We start from the raw sequence: 14,829 nt of genomic DNA, 5'->3' as shown, positions 1-14,829 counted from the left end.
TTGATTCTTAAACTCATTTAATAATGAATCTCATTCGTTAAACGGGTCTGAGGTCATGGCGACAGTTCTGCACGAGTCCCCCTATCTGGAAAACTGGCGTGCGCTGAGTCTGCGGATTCGCTGTGCCTTGCATCCCGACGAGCCGCGGGCCATTGAGCATTACCTCGCCGAAGGCCGCTACCTCGCGCGTTTCACGGCCACCCCACGCGTACTGATCGCCGAAAGCGCCTTTCGACTGCTGATCGACACTGCTCGCGACACGGTTCTTCCTTGGCACTGGCGCTGCCTGTGTCTGGATCAGGCTTGGCGTCCGTTGCGGGATTTGCAGGCCCTCGCGCATTCCTCCTCGCAACGCCAACGCTGGCAGGCGTTCGCCCATCAACTGGCGACCTGCGTGTTGCAGCCCTCGATTTCTCTCGCTGAACTGATGCAAGGATCTACCGATGAGCAATACCCGTATTGAACGCGACAGCATGGGCGAGTTGCAGGTCCCGACTGACGCCCTCTATGGCGCGCAAACCCAGCGTGCGGTGAACAACTTCCCGATCAGTCAGTTGCGCATGCCTCGCCAGTTTGTCCGTGCGCTGCTGCTGGCCAAAGCCGCTGCCGCGCAGGCCAACCTTGAGCTGAAGCAAATCTCCGAAGGCCAGAGCAAGGCCATCGTCACCGCTTGCCAAGAACTGCTGGCGGGCGACTTCATGGCGCATTTCCCGGTGGACGTGTTCCAGACCGGCTCTGGCACCAGCACCAACATGAATGCCAACGAGGTGATCGCGACCCTCGCCAGCCGTGTGCTGGGCGAACCGGTGAACGCCAACGACCACGTCAACTGTGGTCAGAGCAGCAACGACATCATTCCGACCACCATCCACGTCAGCGCGGCGTTGGCGATCCACGAACAGCTGCTGCCTGCACTGGCGCATCTGGTGCAGGTCACCGAACAGAAAGCGCTGCAGGTTCATCCGTTCGTCAAAACCGGCCGCACCCACCTGATGGACGCCATGCCCGTGCGCATGAGCCAGGTGCTGAACGGCTGGTCGCAGCAGATCAAGGCCAACGTCGAGCACATCGAAAACCTGCTGCCGAGCCTGCAAGCGCTGGCCCAGGGCGGCACAGCCGTGGGGACCGGAATCAATGCGCACCCGGAGTTCGCCTCGCGTTTCGCCACGCAATTGAGCCGGCTGAGCAACGTCGGTTTCGTGCCGGGCAAGGACCTGTTCGCGTTGATCGGCTCGCAGGACACCGCCGTCGCGGTCTCTGGCCAGTTGAAAGCTACCGCCGTGTCGCTGATGAAAATCGCCAACGACCTGCGCTGGATGAACTCAGGCCCCCTTGCAGGCTTGGGCGAAATCGAATTGGAGGCGCTGCAGCCGGGGTCGTCGATCATGCCGGGCAAGGTTAATCCGGTGATTCCAGAAGCCACCGCGATGGTCGCTGCCCAAGTGATTGGCAACGACGCGGCCATCACTGTGGCGGGTCAGTCGGGCAACTTCGAGCTCAACGTGATGCTGCCGATCATCGCCCACAACTTGCTCGAAAGTATTGAGCTGCTCGCCAACGCCAGCCGCGTGTTGGCCGACAAGGCCATCGCGACCTTCAAGGTCAACGAGGCCAAGCTCAAGGAAGCCTTGTCGCGCAACCCGATTCTGGTGACCGCGCTGAACCCGATCATCGGTTACCAGAAGGCCGCCGAAATCGCCAAGACCGCCTACAAGGAAGGCCGTCCGATCATCGATGTGGCGCTTGAGCACACCGATCTGGATCGCTCGCGGCTGGAAACCCTGCTCAACCCGGAAAAACTCACTGCAGGCGGCATCTGACCTGCGACCACCCACGTCAGCGATCGAGGAGACGCGCCATGGAGCATTGGAAAAGCACCATTCTGAAAGGCAATAGCTGCTTCAACCGTGGCGATCTGGTCGACGCCCGCGAACTCTATCTGCAAGCCCTGGCCCTGGCGCAAGTGCTGCTGGAGCGCTGGAAAGACCCTGACGAGGCGGTTGCCGCGTTCGTGATTTCCCATCACAACCTGGCCGATCTGCACCTGAGCCTGAATCAGCCGGAAGAAAGCGCCGAATACCTGTGCTCGGCCCATCAACGCTTGCTGCACGTAATCCAGAACCCGCGCCTGACGCCTGCATTGCGCCAGGCCGCGTTCCGACACAGCAACAAGACCTACAGCGAACTGTTGGGCTTCATCAGCGAACACGGTGAATACCCACGCACCCACCGACTGCTCAACAGCAGCGGCGAACACTCACGCTCGGCGCTACAGCGCAACGCCGCTGCCGCCGGCACTTTGTCTTTTGGAGTCCATTGATATGCCGTATACCTTGCCTGCCTTGCCATACGCCTACGATGCCCTTGAGCCGCACATCGATGCGCAAACCATGGAAATCCACTACACCAAGCACCATCAGACCTACATCAACAACCTCAACGCCGCCGTCGAAGGCACCGAATACGCTGAATGGCCGATTGAGAAACTGGTCGCCAGCGTCGGCCAACTGCCGGAAAAACTGCGTCCGGCGGTGATCAATCAGGGCGGCGGTCACGCGAACCATTCGCTGTTCTGGGAGGTCATGAGCCCCAAAGGCGGCGGTCTGCCAAGTGGCGCGCTGGCCAAAGCCATCGATGAGCAACTGGGCGGCATCGACGCCTTCAAGGAAGCCTTCACCAAAGCCGCACTGACCCGCTTCGGCAGCGGCTGGGCCTGGCTGAGCGTCACGCCGGAGAAGAAGCTGATCGTTGAGAGCAGTGGCAACCAGGACAGCCCACTGATGAACGGCAACACGCCGATCCTCGGTCTGGACGTCTGGGAACACGCCTACTACCTGCGTTACCAGAACCGTCGCCCGGAATACATCGCAGCGTTTTACAACGTCGTGAATTGGGACGAAGTCGCCAAGCGTTACGCCCAGGCTTTGGCCTGACTCCCATAACGAGAAGTAGACGATCTATGCCTTCTGATTTACTCACCCTCAGCAGCGGACGGTTGTTTCGTCTGGCCATCGGTTCGGTGTTGCTGCTGGTCGGCACAGGGCTGCTCATCGCCCAGGGACTGAGCTGGTTGAGCCTTGAACCACGCATGCTGAGGGCGCTGGAAGGTGGGGCGCTGTGCGCACTGGGCACCGCCCTCGGTGCGGTACCAGTGTTGGTGATTCGTGGAATGCCGGTGGCGGTGTCCGACGGATTGCTCGGTTTCGGCGCGGGCATCATGCTCGCGGCGACCGCTTTTTCGTTGATTGTGCCGGGCTTGAGCGCGGCGCAAGGTCTCGGGTTTTCGCAGTGGGGCGCGGGCGCTTTGGTCAGCGGCGGGATTCTGGCCGGAGCGGTCGGGCTTTTCATCGTCGACACGCTGGTCTCGCGCGGCCCGCAGCTGTCGGAGGTCGCGGACAAACCGGCCATCCCGTCAAACATCTGGCTGTTCGTCATTGCGATCATCGCCCACAACATCCCGGAAGGCATGGCGGTGGGCGTGTCGGCGGGCGGCGGACTGGCGCACGCGGACAGCCTGGCAATGGGCATCGCCTTGCAGGACGTCCCGGAAGGGCTGGTCATCGCACTGGTTCTGGCAGCAGCGGGCATGTCCCGTTTGAATGCCTTTCTGATCGGCGCTGCGTCGGGGCTGGTCGAACCGGTGTTCGCCGTGCTCTGCGCGTGGCTGGTAGAAATCGCCGCGTTGCTCCTGCCCATCGGTCTGGCCTTGGCAGCCGGGGCGATGCTGCTGGTGGTGACCCACGAAATCATCCCCGAGTCCCGTCGCAACGGACACGATAAAATCGCCAGCCTCGGGCTGCTGGTCGGGTTTTGTCTGATGATGGTGATGGACACGCGTTGGCGTAGCGACGAGTCAACATCGCGCGGCCTTCCTGTAGGGGCGAACTCATTCGCGAATGATCTGTGAGGCGATGGAAATGTTGGGCCTGAAACAACGTATCGCGAATGAATTCGCTCCCACAGGGGAATGTGATTGCCATGCGTCAATCTGGGTTAAGTCGCGACACCGTCGCTGTATCCGCTTTACCCCCAAAAAACGCCTCGATCACCTCCTGAAACACCCCGTACTCAGGCGCCACGCTGGCAAACAGCGACATGCTCGAACGCAGTTTCAGGTCATCCGGCGATCCCATGATCTCCGTGGCACTGCGGTGCTTCCACTGCAACACCGCGCGGCTGCAGCTTTCCAGACGTGCCCCCAGGCAAGGGTGATGCAGATACGCCAGCGCCTCTTCGCGCCCTGAAATGCCGTAGCGCTGGGCCATCTCGCTGTGACCCAGCCCTTTCAATTGGGGAAAGATGAACCACATCCAGTGACTGCGCTTGCGCCCGTTGCGCAGCTCCGACAGAGCGCGCTCGAAAAGGGGTTCCTGTGCGTCGAGAAAACGCTGCAGATCGTATTCGTCGTTCATGTTGAAGCCTCCTGCAACAGATGCGCCGCCGGTGGCAGCGCATAACCTTTATGACTGCGGTGAGGCGCAAGGTTCCGGGCGATTAAAACCCCACTGTCCGCAGGTGAATAAAAACCCTTATAATCCTGCGCCTATTTTTCCTGATGCGAGAACCGTCGTGAGCTTACCGCCGTGCCCCAAATGCAATTCCGAATACACCTACGAAGACGGCACCCAGCTCGTCTGCCCGGAATGCGCTCACGAGTGGTCCGCCGATGGCGCGGCTGAGGCGAGCGATGACGTGAAGATCATCAAGGATGCGGTCGGCAACACGCTGCAGGACGGCGACACCGTCACGGTGATCAAGGACCTGAAAGTCAAAGGCTCGTCGCTGGTGGTCAAGGTCGGCACCAAGGTCAAGAACATCCGCCTCGTGGACGGCGACCACGACATCGATTGCAAGATCGACGGCATCGGCGCGATGAAGCTGAAGTCGGAGTTCGTCAAGAAAGGCTGACCTCTCGGCCGACGTTTAACTCTGTGGGAGCGAATTCATTCGCGAAGAAGGGTTCAGGCGATACAGATGTGTCGGTTGTTCCACCGTACCGCGAATGAATTCGCTCCCACAGAGATGCACCTCAGGCCGTGATGCACCCGGTCCTCAGCACGGCAAATTCATCCCGAACGTATTCTCTCCCCGCTCACTGCGTGCGAACACCGTGCCGCCATGCATGAGCGCAATAACCTCTCTTCTTTTCAGATATTTCCCACAGATCCAACAGACCGTTCCCAGACAAGTGCCCAAAAAACGAGTGCAGTCTTTAGCACTGGATTGGCGTTTATGGTGATGGTTTTTTTTCATGTCGAGTTTTTATCAGTACTTCAAGGAGAACATGGAGAGCATGGGGCTGCCTGCACCTCAGACCCTTTTCAGTTCGGTCACAAGCGCGGTCGCAACGGCCACTACGCTTCTCAGCCAGATAGACAAATTTGGGAAACACGTGACGATTGGAGAACTACTGCGAGCGGGAACCAAGCTGGAGCAACTTGCGATCGTAGGTGCATGTTCAGCTGCCTTTTACGTGGGAACGGTCATTGGCAGCATTGCCGTTGCCACCGGCAGAGTACTTGGCAACGGTGCGACAATGACGGATGTGCTTTTCACTGCCCAACGCCACAACCTCCAAGTCGACTGGTTGAGACAGTGCCTATATACCTATCCAGGCATCTACCGATCCGATGTTCCTGAAAGGAATCAGTACCGGTTTCGCGGGCGTGTGGCGTGATCCGGTCATTCGCGCTGCCGATCGCTGCAGCTGTCATCGCATTGGCTGCGTGGGGGTTCTGGCATTACCTGGGACAGGAGGCTATTCACGTGCTAAGCGCGGTCATGATCGTGTTGTTGGCACGAGATAATTTCCGTATCAAGCGTGAGTTGAGCCGATGCAAACAATCCAGGTGCGGCAAAAAGGCTGACCTCTCGGCCGACGTTTAACTCTGTGGGAGCTAATTCATTCGCGAAGAAGGGTTCTGGCGATGGAGATGTGTCCATTGCTCCACCGTATCCAATGAATTCGCTCCCACAGAGATGCACTTCAGGCCGTGACGCGCCCGGTCCTCAGCACGGCAAATTTATCCCGAACGTATTCTCGCCTCGCTCACTGCGTGCGAACACGGTGCCGCCATGCATCAACGCAATGGCTTTGACGATGGCCAGCCCCAATCCATGATTCGCGCCGCTGTTGCTGCGTGACGCATCGACCCGGTAAAAACGCTCGAACAGTTTCGGCAAATGCTCCCCTGAAATCTGCGCGCCAGGGTTGGTCACGCCGATGCTGACGTGATCGCCCTCATCCAGAATGTCCACGTGAATGACGTGCCCCGGTGAGGTGTGTTGCACGGCGTTGTGCAGCAGGTTGATCATCGCGCGGCGCAGATGGGCTTTTTCGATGGGGGCGCTGGCGTCACCACGGACCTGAACCTGCACCTGGGCGTCTTCGAGGATGAAGTCCAGATAATCCAGCGTCGTCGCCACTTCTTCCGCCAGCGACGCTTCGGTCAGTTCGGTGGCCCTGCTGCCCTGATCGGCACTGGCGAGGAACAGCATGTCGTTGATGATCGAACGCAGCCGCTCCAGTTCTTCGAGGTTGGATTGCAGCACTTCGAAGTAATGCTCGGCGGATCGCCCACGGGTCAGCGCCACTTGGGTCTGGCCAATCAGGTTGGTCAGCGGTGAACGCAGTTCATGGGCCACGTCAGCGTTGAAGGATTCCAGTCGCGAATACGCCTGCTCGACCCGTTCCAGCGTCGAGTTGAACGAGGCCACGAATTGGTCCAACTCTGGGGGAAGTGATGAGAGTTGCAGACGACCAGACAGCCGGGGCGGCGCGAGTTTTCGGGCTTCCAGCGACAGATTGAGCAAAGGTTTCAGGCCAATGCGCGCCACCCAATAACCCAGCGCCGAAGCCAGGACAATGCCGATGGCGGCAAGGCTGATCAAGGCGATCAGCAGCGAATGCTGAGTCTGCCAAAACGTCTCGGTGTCGATGGCGGTCAAAAAGCGCAGGGGAGGGCGTTGGTCCTTGGCGGGAAATTCGCTGACGAGGACTTTGAACGGGTAGTCGTGGCCGCCCAGGTTCAGGTCGCGCATGCCCAACGGCCCTTTGGCGAAGGCGCGAATCTCGGCGTCGGGGTTGCCGAATTCGTAGGTGGGGTTGTCGCTGACGACCCAGAAACGCAGGCGTTTGTCTTCTTCACTGAGCAGTTTGAGTTTGGCGTTGATCTTCACCCAGTGCTCAGGCGTGCCGTAGCGCTGAACCGCCGATTCCAGAACGCTGTAGCGCGCATCCACCTCGGCTTCGGGCAACAGGCCCAGGCCCTTGTCCACTTGCAGGTACAACGCCCAGCCGATGAGTAGAAACACCAATAGCGCCACTAGCGCGAACATGCCGCTCAGGCGCAGGGCGATGGAGTTACTCGCCACGACGGCTCTCCAAGACATAACCCATGCCACGAATGGTGTGCAGCAGTTTCTGTTCGAACGACCCGTCGAGCTTGGCACGCAGGCGTTTGATCGCGACTTCGACAACGTTGGCGTCGCTGTCGAAATTGATGTCCCAGACCATCTCCGCAATTGAGGTCTTGGAGAGGATTTGCCCCTGGCGGCGAGCCAGCACGCTCAGCAGCGAGAATTCCTTGGCGGTCAGGTCCAGCCGTGAGCCGGAACGTGTGGCCTTGCGGCTGATCAAGTCGATCCACAGGTCGGCGATGCTGATCTGCACCGGCTCATGGCCGCCACTGCGACGGGTCAGGGCCTGCAGGCGCGCTACCAGTTCCAGAAAGGAAAAGGGTTTGCCCAGATAGTCATCAGCCCCTTCGCGCAGGCCACGAATACGGTCGTCGACGTTTTCCCGGGCCGTGAGCATGATCACCGGCGTCTGCTTGCGCGCCCGCAACGCCCGCAGCACGCCATAGCCGTCCAGCCCCGGCAACATGACGTCGAGAATGATGACCGCGTAATCGCTCTCCAGCGCCAGATGCAGACCCTCGATGCCCTCCCGGGCAACGTCGGTGGTGTAGCCCTGTTCGGTCAGGCCCCGATGCAGGTAGTCGGCGGTTTTTTCTTCGTCTTCGATAATCAGGACACGCATGGTCCACTCTCACTTCTTGTGTGCTTACTTTTCAGTAGCGAGTAGGGCCGCAGTTTTCTTGTTCGTTACGGGTGCAGTCGGTGTCACGGTCGGATGCCTGCGATGAAAGATTCGTTCCAGTTGCAGGTAAATGACTGGCGTGGTGAACAGCGTCAGCGCCTGGCTCACCAGCAAACCGCCGACAACCGCGATGCCCAACGGCTGACGCAGTTCTGCACCCACACCATAGCCGAGCATCAGCGGCAGGGCACCGAGCAGCGCCGCCAACGTGGTCATGATGATGGGCCGGAAACGCGTCACGCAGGCTTCATAGATTGCGTCTTCAGGCGACAGGCCACGATGACGTTGCCCCTCCAGCGCGAAGTCCACCAGCAGAATGCCGTTTTTCTTGACGATGCCGATCAGCAGGACGATGCCGATCAAGCCCATGATCGAGAAGTCCTGACCCATCAGCCACAGTAGCAACAGCGCGCCAATCCCCGCCGAAGGCAGGGTGGAAATGATCGTCAACGGGTGGACGAAGCTCTCGTACAGCACGCCAAGAATGATGTACACCGCGACCAGCGCCGCCAGAATCAGCCACGGCTGGTTGGCCAGCGAACTCTGGAACGCCTGAGCCGCGCCCTGGAAATTGCCGATGATCGAAGACGGCATGCCGATCTCGTTTTTCGCCTGGTCGAGCAACTGCACGGCATCACCCAAGGCGACGCCCGCCGACAGGTTGAACGACAGGTTCGCCGCCGGGAACATGCCGTCGTGGCTGATCGACAGCGGGCCCATCTTCGGCGCGCCCACCTTGGCCAGCGCCGACAGCGGCACCATCTCGTTGGTCAGCGGCGAGCGCAGGTAAAAGTAATTCAGGCTCTCGGCTTTGCCGCGCTGCGACGGGTCGAGTTCGAGAATGACTTTGTATTGGTTGATGTCAGTCTGGTATTCGTTGATCTGTCGCTGACCGAACGCGTCGTACAGCGCCTGGTCGACGTCCGCCGTGGTCAGCCCGAAACGCGCGGCGGCGCTGCGGTCGATGTCCAGATGGGTGACGCTACCGCCCAATTGCAAGTCGTTGGACAGGTCGCGGAAGGCCGGGATCGTTTTCAGCTTTTCAGTGAGCTTTTGCGTCCACTCGTTCAGCAGCGCGCCATTGTTGCTCTTGAGGACGTATTGGTACTGCGCCCGGCTCGGACCTGAGCTGAGGTTGATGTCCTGGCCTGCGCGCAGGTAAAGCACGATCCCCGGGATCTTCGCCAGTTTCGGTCGGATGCGGTCGATGAACTCACTGGCGGACACATCGCGGTCTTCACGGTCTTTCAACGCGATCCAGACCCGACCGTTGGCGATGGTCTGGTTGCTGCCGCTCACCCCGACCGAGTGCGAGAAGGCTTTGACCGCTGGGTCTGCGCCGATGATTTTCGCCAGCTGTTTATGTTTCTCCACCATATCCGGGTAAGAAATGTCCGCCGCCGCCTCACTGGTACCGAGCACCATGCCGGTGTCCTGTACCGGAAAGAAGCCCTTGGGAATCAGCACATAACCGGCGACGGCCAAGCCCAGGGTCAGGCCGAAGATGCTCAGCATCAGGCGCTGGTGGGCGAGGGCATAACGCACGCCACGCGCATAATGCGCCAGCAGGCGCTCGCCGAAACCGGGGTTGGCGTGAGCGTCGTGTTTCGGGGCGCGCATGAACAACGCAGCCAGTGTGGGAGCCAGCGTCAGCGAGACCATCACCGAAATCAGAATGGTCGACGTCGCCGTCAGTGCGAACTCCTTGAACAGCCGCCCGACCACACCGCCCATGAACAGCAGCGGGATGAACGCCGCAATCAGCGAGAAGCTGATCGACACGACGGTAAAGCCGATCTCGCCCGCGCCTTTGATCGCCGCCTCGCGCATGCTTTCGCCCGCTTCGAGGTGTCGGTGAATGTTCTCCACCACCACGATGGCGTCGTCCACTACAAACCCCACGGCCACCACAATCGCCACCAGTGTCAGGTTGTTAAGGCTGAAGCCCAGGACGTACATCAGGGCAAAACTGGCGACCAGCGACACGCCGAGCACAGCGGTGACGATCAGCGTCGCCGAGAGTTGGCGCAGGAACAGCGCCATCACCGCGATCACCAACACGATGGCGATCAGCAGGGTCATTTCCACTTCGTGCAGCGAGGCGCGGATGGTCTTGGTGCGGTCGCTGAGTACGGTGACATCCACCGACGCCGGGAGCATTTCCTGCAAGCGCGGCAACTCGCCCAACACCCGGTCTACGGTCTCGACGATGTTGGCGCCGGGCTGGCGGAAGACCACGATGTTCACGCCTTGCTGATCCCCGGACCACGCGTTGACGTAAGCGTTTTCCGAACCGTCGATGACTTTTGCCACGTCTCGCAGGTGAACTGGGGCGCCGTCCTTGTAGGAAACGATCAGTTGGTCGTAATCCTTGGCCCGAAACAGCTGGTCGTTGGACGCAAGGGTCGACACGTTGTCCTTGCCGTACAGCGCGCCTTTCGCCAGGTTCAGGCTGGTCTGTTGCAGCGCACCGCGCAGGTCGGCCAGGGTCAGGCCGATGGAAGCGAGCTTGTCGGAAGACGCCTGTACGCGAATCGCGGGGCGACGCTGGCCGGTGATCGCGACTTGGCCTACGCCGTTGATCTGACTCAACTGACGGGCGAGAAGGGATTCGGTGACGTCGCTCAGCTCAGTGGCAGGCATCAGATTTGAACTGACGCTCAGGATCAGCACCGGGCTGTCCGCCGGGTTGACCTTACGCCAGGTCGGGGCGGTGGGCAGGTCCTTGGGCAACCGGCCCGATGCGGTATTGATCGCGGCTTGTACTTCCTGTGCGGCGGTGTCGATGCTCTTGTTCAGCACGAATTGCAGGGTCAGGTTGGTGGAGCCCAAAGCGCTGCTCGACGTCATTTGCGTCATGCCCGGGATGGCGCTGAACTGCACTTCGAGAGGCGTGGCGACTGACGACGCCATGGTTTCCGGGCTGGCGCCGGGCAGCGTGGCCGAGACCTGGATCGTCGGGAATTCGGCTTCCGGCAACGGCGCCACGGGCAGGCGAGGGAAGGCGATGCAGCCGAGCAGGACCAGCGCGAACGTCAGCAAAACCGTGGCAATCGGGTGATTTACGCACCAGGCGGAGATCGAACCGTGGCCATTCATTTCGCGGCTCCAGACGCGCCTGTGGCGGCGTCGGCCAAGGTGTCCACCGCTTGTGCTTTGACGATTTCAATGTGCGAACCGTTCTTGAGCCGCGACTGGCCGTCGCTGATCAGCACGTCACCGGCGCTCACACCGCTGATCAAGGTCAGGTCGCTGTCTTGATACAGCACTTTAACCGGGATCACTTCGACGGTATCGCCCTTGACCCGGTAGACATAATGCTGGTCGATGCCGCGCTGCACCACTTGTGGCGGGACTTTCAACGCGTCGCGATCGATCGCAGTCTGAATGCGCACAGTGACCAACTGGCCGGGCCACAGTTTTTCGGCCCCGTTCTCGAAGACGGCCTTGGCGCGAATGGTGCCCGTCGTGGCAGCGACTTGGTTGTCAATCAACGTGAGCTTGCCCTCACCGAGCAAAGTACCGGTCGCGCCTTCCCCCATGTAGGCGTTGACCTTGGCCGGGTCGGCGGACGCCAGCAAGTCGTGCAGGGTCGGGAGCATTTGTTGGGGCAATGAGAACTCCACCGACACCGGATCGATCTGGGTCACCGAGAACAGACCGACGGCGTCACTGACGCGCAGGAAATTGCCTTCATCGACGTTGCGAATGCCGACGCGGCCGGTCACCGGGGAGCGAATCTGCGTGTAAGACAGTTGAACCTGCGAGGCGTTGATCGAGGCCTGATTCCCCTGAACCGTCGCTTTCAGCTGGTTGACCAACGCCTGCTGCTGATCGAATTGCTGCTTGGAAATGCTGTTATCAACGGTGAGCAGCTTGTAGCGCTTGAGGTCTACTTCAGCGACGTCCAGCTGCGCCTGGCCTTGGGCCAACTGCGCCTTGGCCTGTTCGAGGGCCGCGCGGATGGATCGGTCGTCGATGGTCGCCAGCAAGTCGCCGGTCTTGACCTGTTGCCCTTCCTTCACGGCCAGCCGGGTCAGGATGCCGTCCACCTGAGTGCGAATCACCACGCTCTGCAGCGAGAGTACCGACCCGATGCCAGTGACGTAGCGCGGCACATCCTGCTTGACCACGTGGATGACTTGAACAGGCACTGCGGCGGGCGCGCTGACTTTTTTCTCTGTGGGACGCTTGACCACCCAGACGCCAGCCGCAATCACGACAGCAAGAGCAGCAACGGCTAGCACAGATTTCTTGTTTTTGGGCATACAGATATAACGCCAGCGAAAAGGTGAGGGGCGGACAATTGACAGCTTCCTTATAAACCTTCGACCCGGTCAGCAAAATGACTGCTACCTGTCAATATTGTCAGCTAAATAAGGGCGGAGCATGAAGTGGCGTCAAGAAAGGGCGCAACCTGGCGATACCATGGAGAGGGATGCGAAAATTCCTACAAACAAGTGCCCTAACGTTGGTCGATTGTCTCTGACTCGACTTAACTGTGATAGGTGGGACATCACTTCGGAGTGTGGCGATGAAAGGTAAAAAGACAGTTTCGACGTTTTTTTCAATCGCATTGATCGGGGTTTCCTTGCTGACAGGGTCGGCAGCCTCGGCACAAGGAAGTGCCCTCATGTTTCACGGACAACTCGTTAACGCAGGATGTGACGCCAAAGTGTTCACCGTTCCGGGCCAATTGCATGGCCTGAAGTCCTTGAAAGTGAACGCCAGCCTGACATTGGGCCTGGCCGACCACGATGATGCCTGCGAAGGCTCTGCAGTGCCCGTGTCTCTGGCGTATGCCGAACGCACCTCGGTGTTGGTCGGCGCACACAGCGGCATCGTGACCCTGACCTACCAATAGCGCCCCGACCTCGCTCCGCGTCGAGCGCAAACGACCGTCCCAGTCAATCCGGCTCGGGGCGGTTTTTTATGTCTGTCCGTTGCCAATGACGACATTTCCTTACAACCCTCCTGCAAAGATCGGCCCACCTTTTTTTAGCGCGACTTCGCTACAGGCCACGCCGTCCGGGGGCTGTACGTTCTATCTGTCATGTCCTACAGAAATGTCTGGCACGCTGCACTGTCATTTCTGCAAGTTCGAGGTAGATAACCTGACATCCGGCTTTGAGCGACGCCCTTATAGTTCTCGTCGTCCTCTTGGGCACACACGAATTGACACAAGGAACGTCGTTAACATGAAAAAGATCTCTCTTTCTCTGGCTATCGTGGCCGCAATGGGCTTGGGCGCTGTGGGCAGTGCAAACGCAGCGAACAATGGCAAGCTGGTGTTCAGCGGCACCCTCACCGACATCACCTGTGACGTCGGTGCTGGCACGGGCGCAAGCCCTGGCACCAATCCGGGCGAAATCAATGTCGATATGGGCAACGTCTCGTTCTCCGAAATCGGCCGGTTCGCCGACAACAAACTGGAAACCGCGTCGCCGATTCAATTGCTGGTCAATTGCACCGGCGGCGCCGCGCAATACAACACCGTGGACATGCGCTTCGTCGCTCGGCAAGGCAGCGGCCTGGATAACCTCGATCAGAAACTGCTGCGCGCCACCGGTGCGGCCGACGGTGTGGGCATCGGTCTGCTGAATTCGTCCTATCAACTGATGGACCTGAGCGGCAACGAAACCATTGATGCACCGCTGGTGCAGGATGGTGCGGGCGGCGCTACTGCCGAACTCAACTTCGGTGCGGTGTACGTGCTGAATGGTGCGGCCACCAACCCTGGTAATGCGGACGGCTTCCTGCCTTTCGTGATGGATTATCAGTGATGCAACAGGCGGGGCGAGCTTTGCTGGCCCCGCCACCCTCCGATTGAGAGACCGCTCCCTCATGTTTTCTTATTTTTTGAGGCGTCCCACAGTGTGGCTGTGCGCGGCGTTCACCATGACGCTGGCGATTCAGGCACAGGCTGGCATCGTGTTGAACACCACGCGCGTCATCTATCCGGCGACAGACAAAGAAGTCAGCTTGCAGGTCCACAACACCGGCACGTCAGAAATTCTCGCGCAGTCATGGCTTGAGGCTGACAACGAGAGTCCGGCCGCCAGCCACCCTTTGTTCGCGATCACCCCTGCGCTGGCCAGAATGGCCGGTAATGCCAAGCAGCTGATCCGGATTATCTATGCCGGAGAAGGCCTGCCTACCGACCGGGAATCGGTGCTGTGGCTCAACGTTCAGGAGATTCCACAGACTGCGCGCGAAAACGAATTGCAGATCGCGATTCGGCAGCGAATCAAGCTGTTCTACCGCCCTCAGGGGCTGACCGAAGACCCGCTGCAGGCTGCGCAGACCCTGCAATGGCAGGTGCGCGATGGGCAACTCGAAGTCGTCAATCCCGGCCCTTACCACGTGTCGATGATCAAGCTCTCGGCGAGCCATCGCGGGCAAGTGGTCTTTCAGGAGGACAGTCGAATGCTGGCGCCCAAAGCCCATATGCAATGGCCATTGAAGGTGATCAGTCGGCAGGCCCCGTTGGACCTGGCGTTCATCAGCATCAACGATTTCGGTGGACAAGAGCGTTACCGCGCGCAGGTGACGACTGAACGGAACACTCAAGCCACAAAGGCAGAATCACGGCCCGACTAGCCACCGCCACGCCAGTCGGGATTTTCGTTGCCCCACTTTTTAGCCGGAAACACATCCGGCTTCAGCGTCGCACGCCTGTGAGAAAGGATTCCACAGGTGCATCGACACTCAGAGTACGAGTGAAATCA

General features: G+C 59.8%; 14 protein-coding genes and 1 pseudogene. 10 read left to right on the top strand and 5 right to left on the bottom strand.

The features are described 5' to 3' along the window. The first annotated feature begins 55 nt into the window (after nucleotides 1-55). The 5 genes and pseudogenes from AAEO81_RS25640 to AAEO81_RS25620 form a co-directional block, all read left to right on the top strand. A complete protein-coding gene (locus AAEO81_RS25640; protein WP_341959781.1) occupies nucleotides 56-463 on the top strand; it encodes a FagA protein in 408 nt (135 codons plus the stop codon). Then, nucleotides 444-1,820, top strand: a complete 1,377-nt coding sequence (locus AAEO81_RS25635) for a class II fumarate hydratase (protein WP_341959779.1) — start codon at nucleotides 444-446, stop codon at nucleotides 1,818-1,820. Before AAEO81_RS25640 ends, AAEO81_RS25635 begins: the two co-directional genes overlap by 20 nt. 38 nt (nucleotides 1,821-1,858) lie before the next feature. Beyond that, entirely contained in the window at nucleotides 1,859-2,320 is a 462-nt protein-coding gene (locus tag AAEO81_RS25630; RefSeq protein ID WP_166593710.1) for a hypothetical protein, read from the top strand. Nucleotide 2,321: 1 nt separating this feature from the next. Continuing rightward, nucleotides 2,322-2,933, top strand: coding sequence for a superoxide dismutase (locus AAEO81_RS25625; RefSeq protein WP_341959777.1), 612 nt, complete (start codon nucleotides 2,322-2,324; stop codon nucleotides 2,931-2,933). Between the two features lie 26 nt (nucleotides 2,934-2,959). Beyond that, nucleotides 2,960-3,835 (top strand): annotated as a pseudogene (locus AAEO81_RS25620) (ZIP family metal transporter); the annotation flags it as partial. A gap of 148 nt (nucleotides 3,836-3,983) precedes the next feature. Here AAEO81_RS25620 and AAEO81_RS25615 read toward each other — a convergent pair. Continuing rightward, the gene (locus AAEO81_RS25615; RefSeq protein ID WP_341959775.1) at nucleotides 3,984-4,412 is read right to left on the bottom strand and encodes a DUF1810 domain-containing protein; all 429 of its coding nucleotides are present in this window, start codon (nucleotides 4,410-4,412) and stop codon (nucleotides 3,984-3,986) included. Between the two features lie 133 nt (nucleotides 4,413-4,545). On the opposite strand from AAEO81_RS25615, the gene AAEO81_RS25610 reads away from it, so the two are divergent. Both AAEO81_RS25610 and AAEO81_RS25605 read left to right on the top strand, forming a co-directional pair. Beyond that, nucleotides 4,546-4,908 (top strand): zinc ribbon domain-containing protein YjdM, encoded by a 363-nt coding sequence (locus tag AAEO81_RS25610; protein WP_166593818.1) that lies wholly within the window; start codon nucleotides 4,546-4,548, stop codon nucleotides 4,906-4,908. Between the two features lie 343 nt (nucleotides 4,909-5,251). After that, nucleotides 5,252-5,677 carry a hypothetical protein gene (locus tag AAEO81_RS25605; RefSeq protein ID WP_341959773.1) on the top strand — a complete coding sequence of 142 codons (426 nt, stop codon included), beginning with the start codon at nucleotides 5,252-5,254 and terminating at the stop codon, nucleotides 5,675-5,677. 332 nt (nucleotides 5,678-6,009) lie between these two features. On the opposite strand, the gene AAEO81_RS25600 is transcribed toward AAEO81_RS25605, so the two are convergent. Genes AAEO81_RS25600 through AAEO81_RS25585 form a run of 4 tightly spaced genes read right to left on the bottom strand, consistent with a single transcriptional unit; the run spans nucleotide 6,010 to nucleotide 12,369 of the window. After that, nucleotides 6,010-7,374, bottom strand: a complete 1,365-nt coding sequence (locus AAEO81_RS25600; RefSeq protein ID WP_341959772.1) for a heavy metal sensor histidine kinase — start codon at nucleotides 7,372-7,374, stop codon at nucleotides 6,010-6,012. Continuing rightward, entirely contained in the window at nucleotides 7,364-8,041 is a 678-nt protein-coding gene (locus AAEO81_RS25595; RefSeq protein ID WP_341959771.1) for a heavy metal response regulator transcription factor, read from the bottom strand. The genes AAEO81_RS25600 and AAEO81_RS25595 overlap by 11 nt, the downstream gene beginning before the upstream one ends. A gap of 24 nt (nucleotides 8,042-8,065) precedes the next feature. Then, a complete protein-coding gene (locus AAEO81_RS25590; protein ID WP_341959770.1) occupies nucleotides 8,066-11,200 on the bottom strand; it encodes a multidrug efflux RND transporter permease subunit in 3,135 nt (1,044 codons plus the stop codon). Further along, nucleotides 11,197-12,369, bottom strand: a complete 1,173-nt coding sequence (locus AAEO81_RS25585; RefSeq protein WP_341959769.1) for an efflux RND transporter periplasmic adaptor subunit — start codon at nucleotides 12,367-12,369, stop codon at nucleotides 11,197-11,199. The genes AAEO81_RS25590 and AAEO81_RS25585 overlap by 4 nt, the downstream gene beginning before the upstream one ends. A 365-nt stretch (nucleotides 12,370-12,734) precedes the next feature. On the opposite strand from AAEO81_RS25585, the gene AAEO81_RS25580 reads away from it, so the two are divergent. The 3 genes from AAEO81_RS25580 (at nucleotide 12,735) to AAEO81_RS25570 (ending at nucleotide 14,701) form a co-directional block, all read left to right on the top strand. Then, a complete protein-coding gene (locus AAEO81_RS25580; RefSeq protein WP_341959767.1) occupies nucleotides 12,735-12,965 on the top strand; it encodes a hypothetical protein in 231 nt (76 codons plus the stop codon). 334 nt (nucleotides 12,966-13,299) lie between these two features. Next, the gene (locus AAEO81_RS25575) at nucleotides 13,300-13,884 is read left to right on the top strand and encodes a fimbrial protein (RefSeq protein ID WP_341959765.1); all 585 of its coding nucleotides are present in this window, start codon (nucleotides 13,300-13,302) and stop codon (nucleotides 13,882-13,884) included. A 115-nt stretch (nucleotides 13,885-13,999) separates the two neighbouring features. Then, a complete protein-coding gene (locus AAEO81_RS25570) occupies nucleotides 14,000-14,701 on the top strand; it encodes a molecular chaperone (protein WP_341959764.1) in 702 nt (233 codons plus the stop codon). Nucleotides 14,702-14,829: the final 128 nt, after the last annotated feature.

The sequence above is a fragment of the Pseudomonas sp. RC10 genome, assembly GCF_038397775.1.
Taxonomy (GTDB): domain Bacteria; phylum Pseudomonadota; class Gammaproteobacteria; order Pseudomonadales; family Pseudomonadaceae; genus Aquipseudomonas; species Aquipseudomonas bambusae.
Note: the sequence above shows the minus strand (reverse complement) of the source record. Positions and strands in the feature narration are given on the sequence as shown.

Excerpts from the sequence above, each read along its gene's own strand:
- AAEO81_RS25640 (WP_341959781.1), top strand. The coding sequence starts at position 56 with ATGGCGACAGTTCTGCACGAGTCCCCCTATCTGGAAAACTGGCGTGCG.
- AAEO81_RS25635 (WP_341959779.1), top strand. The coding sequence starts at position 444 with ATGAGCAATACCCGTATTGAACGCGACAGCATGGGCGAGTTGCAGGTC.
- AAEO81_RS25630 (WP_166593710.1), top strand. The coding sequence starts at position 1,859 with ATGGAGCATTGGAAAAGCACCATTCTGAAAGGCAATAGCTGCTTCAAC.
- AAEO81_RS25625 (WP_341959777.1), top strand. The coding sequence starts at position 2,322 with ATGCCGTATACCTTGCCTGCCTTGCCATACGCCTACGATGCCCTTGAG.
- AAEO81_RS25615 (WP_341959775.1), bottom strand. The coding sequence starts at position 4,412 with ATGAACGACGAATACGATCTGCAGCGTTTTCTCGACGCACAGGAACCC.
- AAEO81_RS25605 (WP_341959773.1), top strand. The coding sequence starts at position 5,252 with ATGTCGAGTTTTTATCAGTACTTCAAGGAGAACATGGAGAGCATGGGG.
- AAEO81_RS25595 (WP_341959771.1), bottom strand. The coding sequence starts at position 8,041 with ATGCGTGTCCTGATTATCGAAGACGAAGAAAAAACCGCCGACTACCTG.
- AAEO81_RS25590 (WP_341959770.1), bottom strand. The coding sequence starts at position 11,200 with ATGAATGGCCACGGTTCGATCTCCGCCTGGTGCGTAAATCACCCGATT.
- AAEO81_RS25585 (WP_341959769.1), bottom strand. The coding sequence starts at position 12,369 with ATGCCCAAAAACAAGAAATCTGTGCTAGCCGTTGCTGCTCTTGCTGTC.
- AAEO81_RS25580 (WP_341959767.1), top strand. The coding sequence starts at position 12,735 with ATGTTTCACGGACAACTCGTTAACGCAGGATGTGACGCCAAAGTGTTC.
- AAEO81_RS25575 (WP_341959765.1), top strand. The coding sequence starts at position 13,300 with ATGAAAAAGATCTCTCTTTCTCTGGCTATCGTGGCCGCAATGGGCTTG.
- AAEO81_RS25570 (WP_341959764.1), top strand. The coding sequence starts at position 14,000 with ATGACGCTGGCGATTCAGGCACAGGCTGGCATCGTGTTGAACACCACG.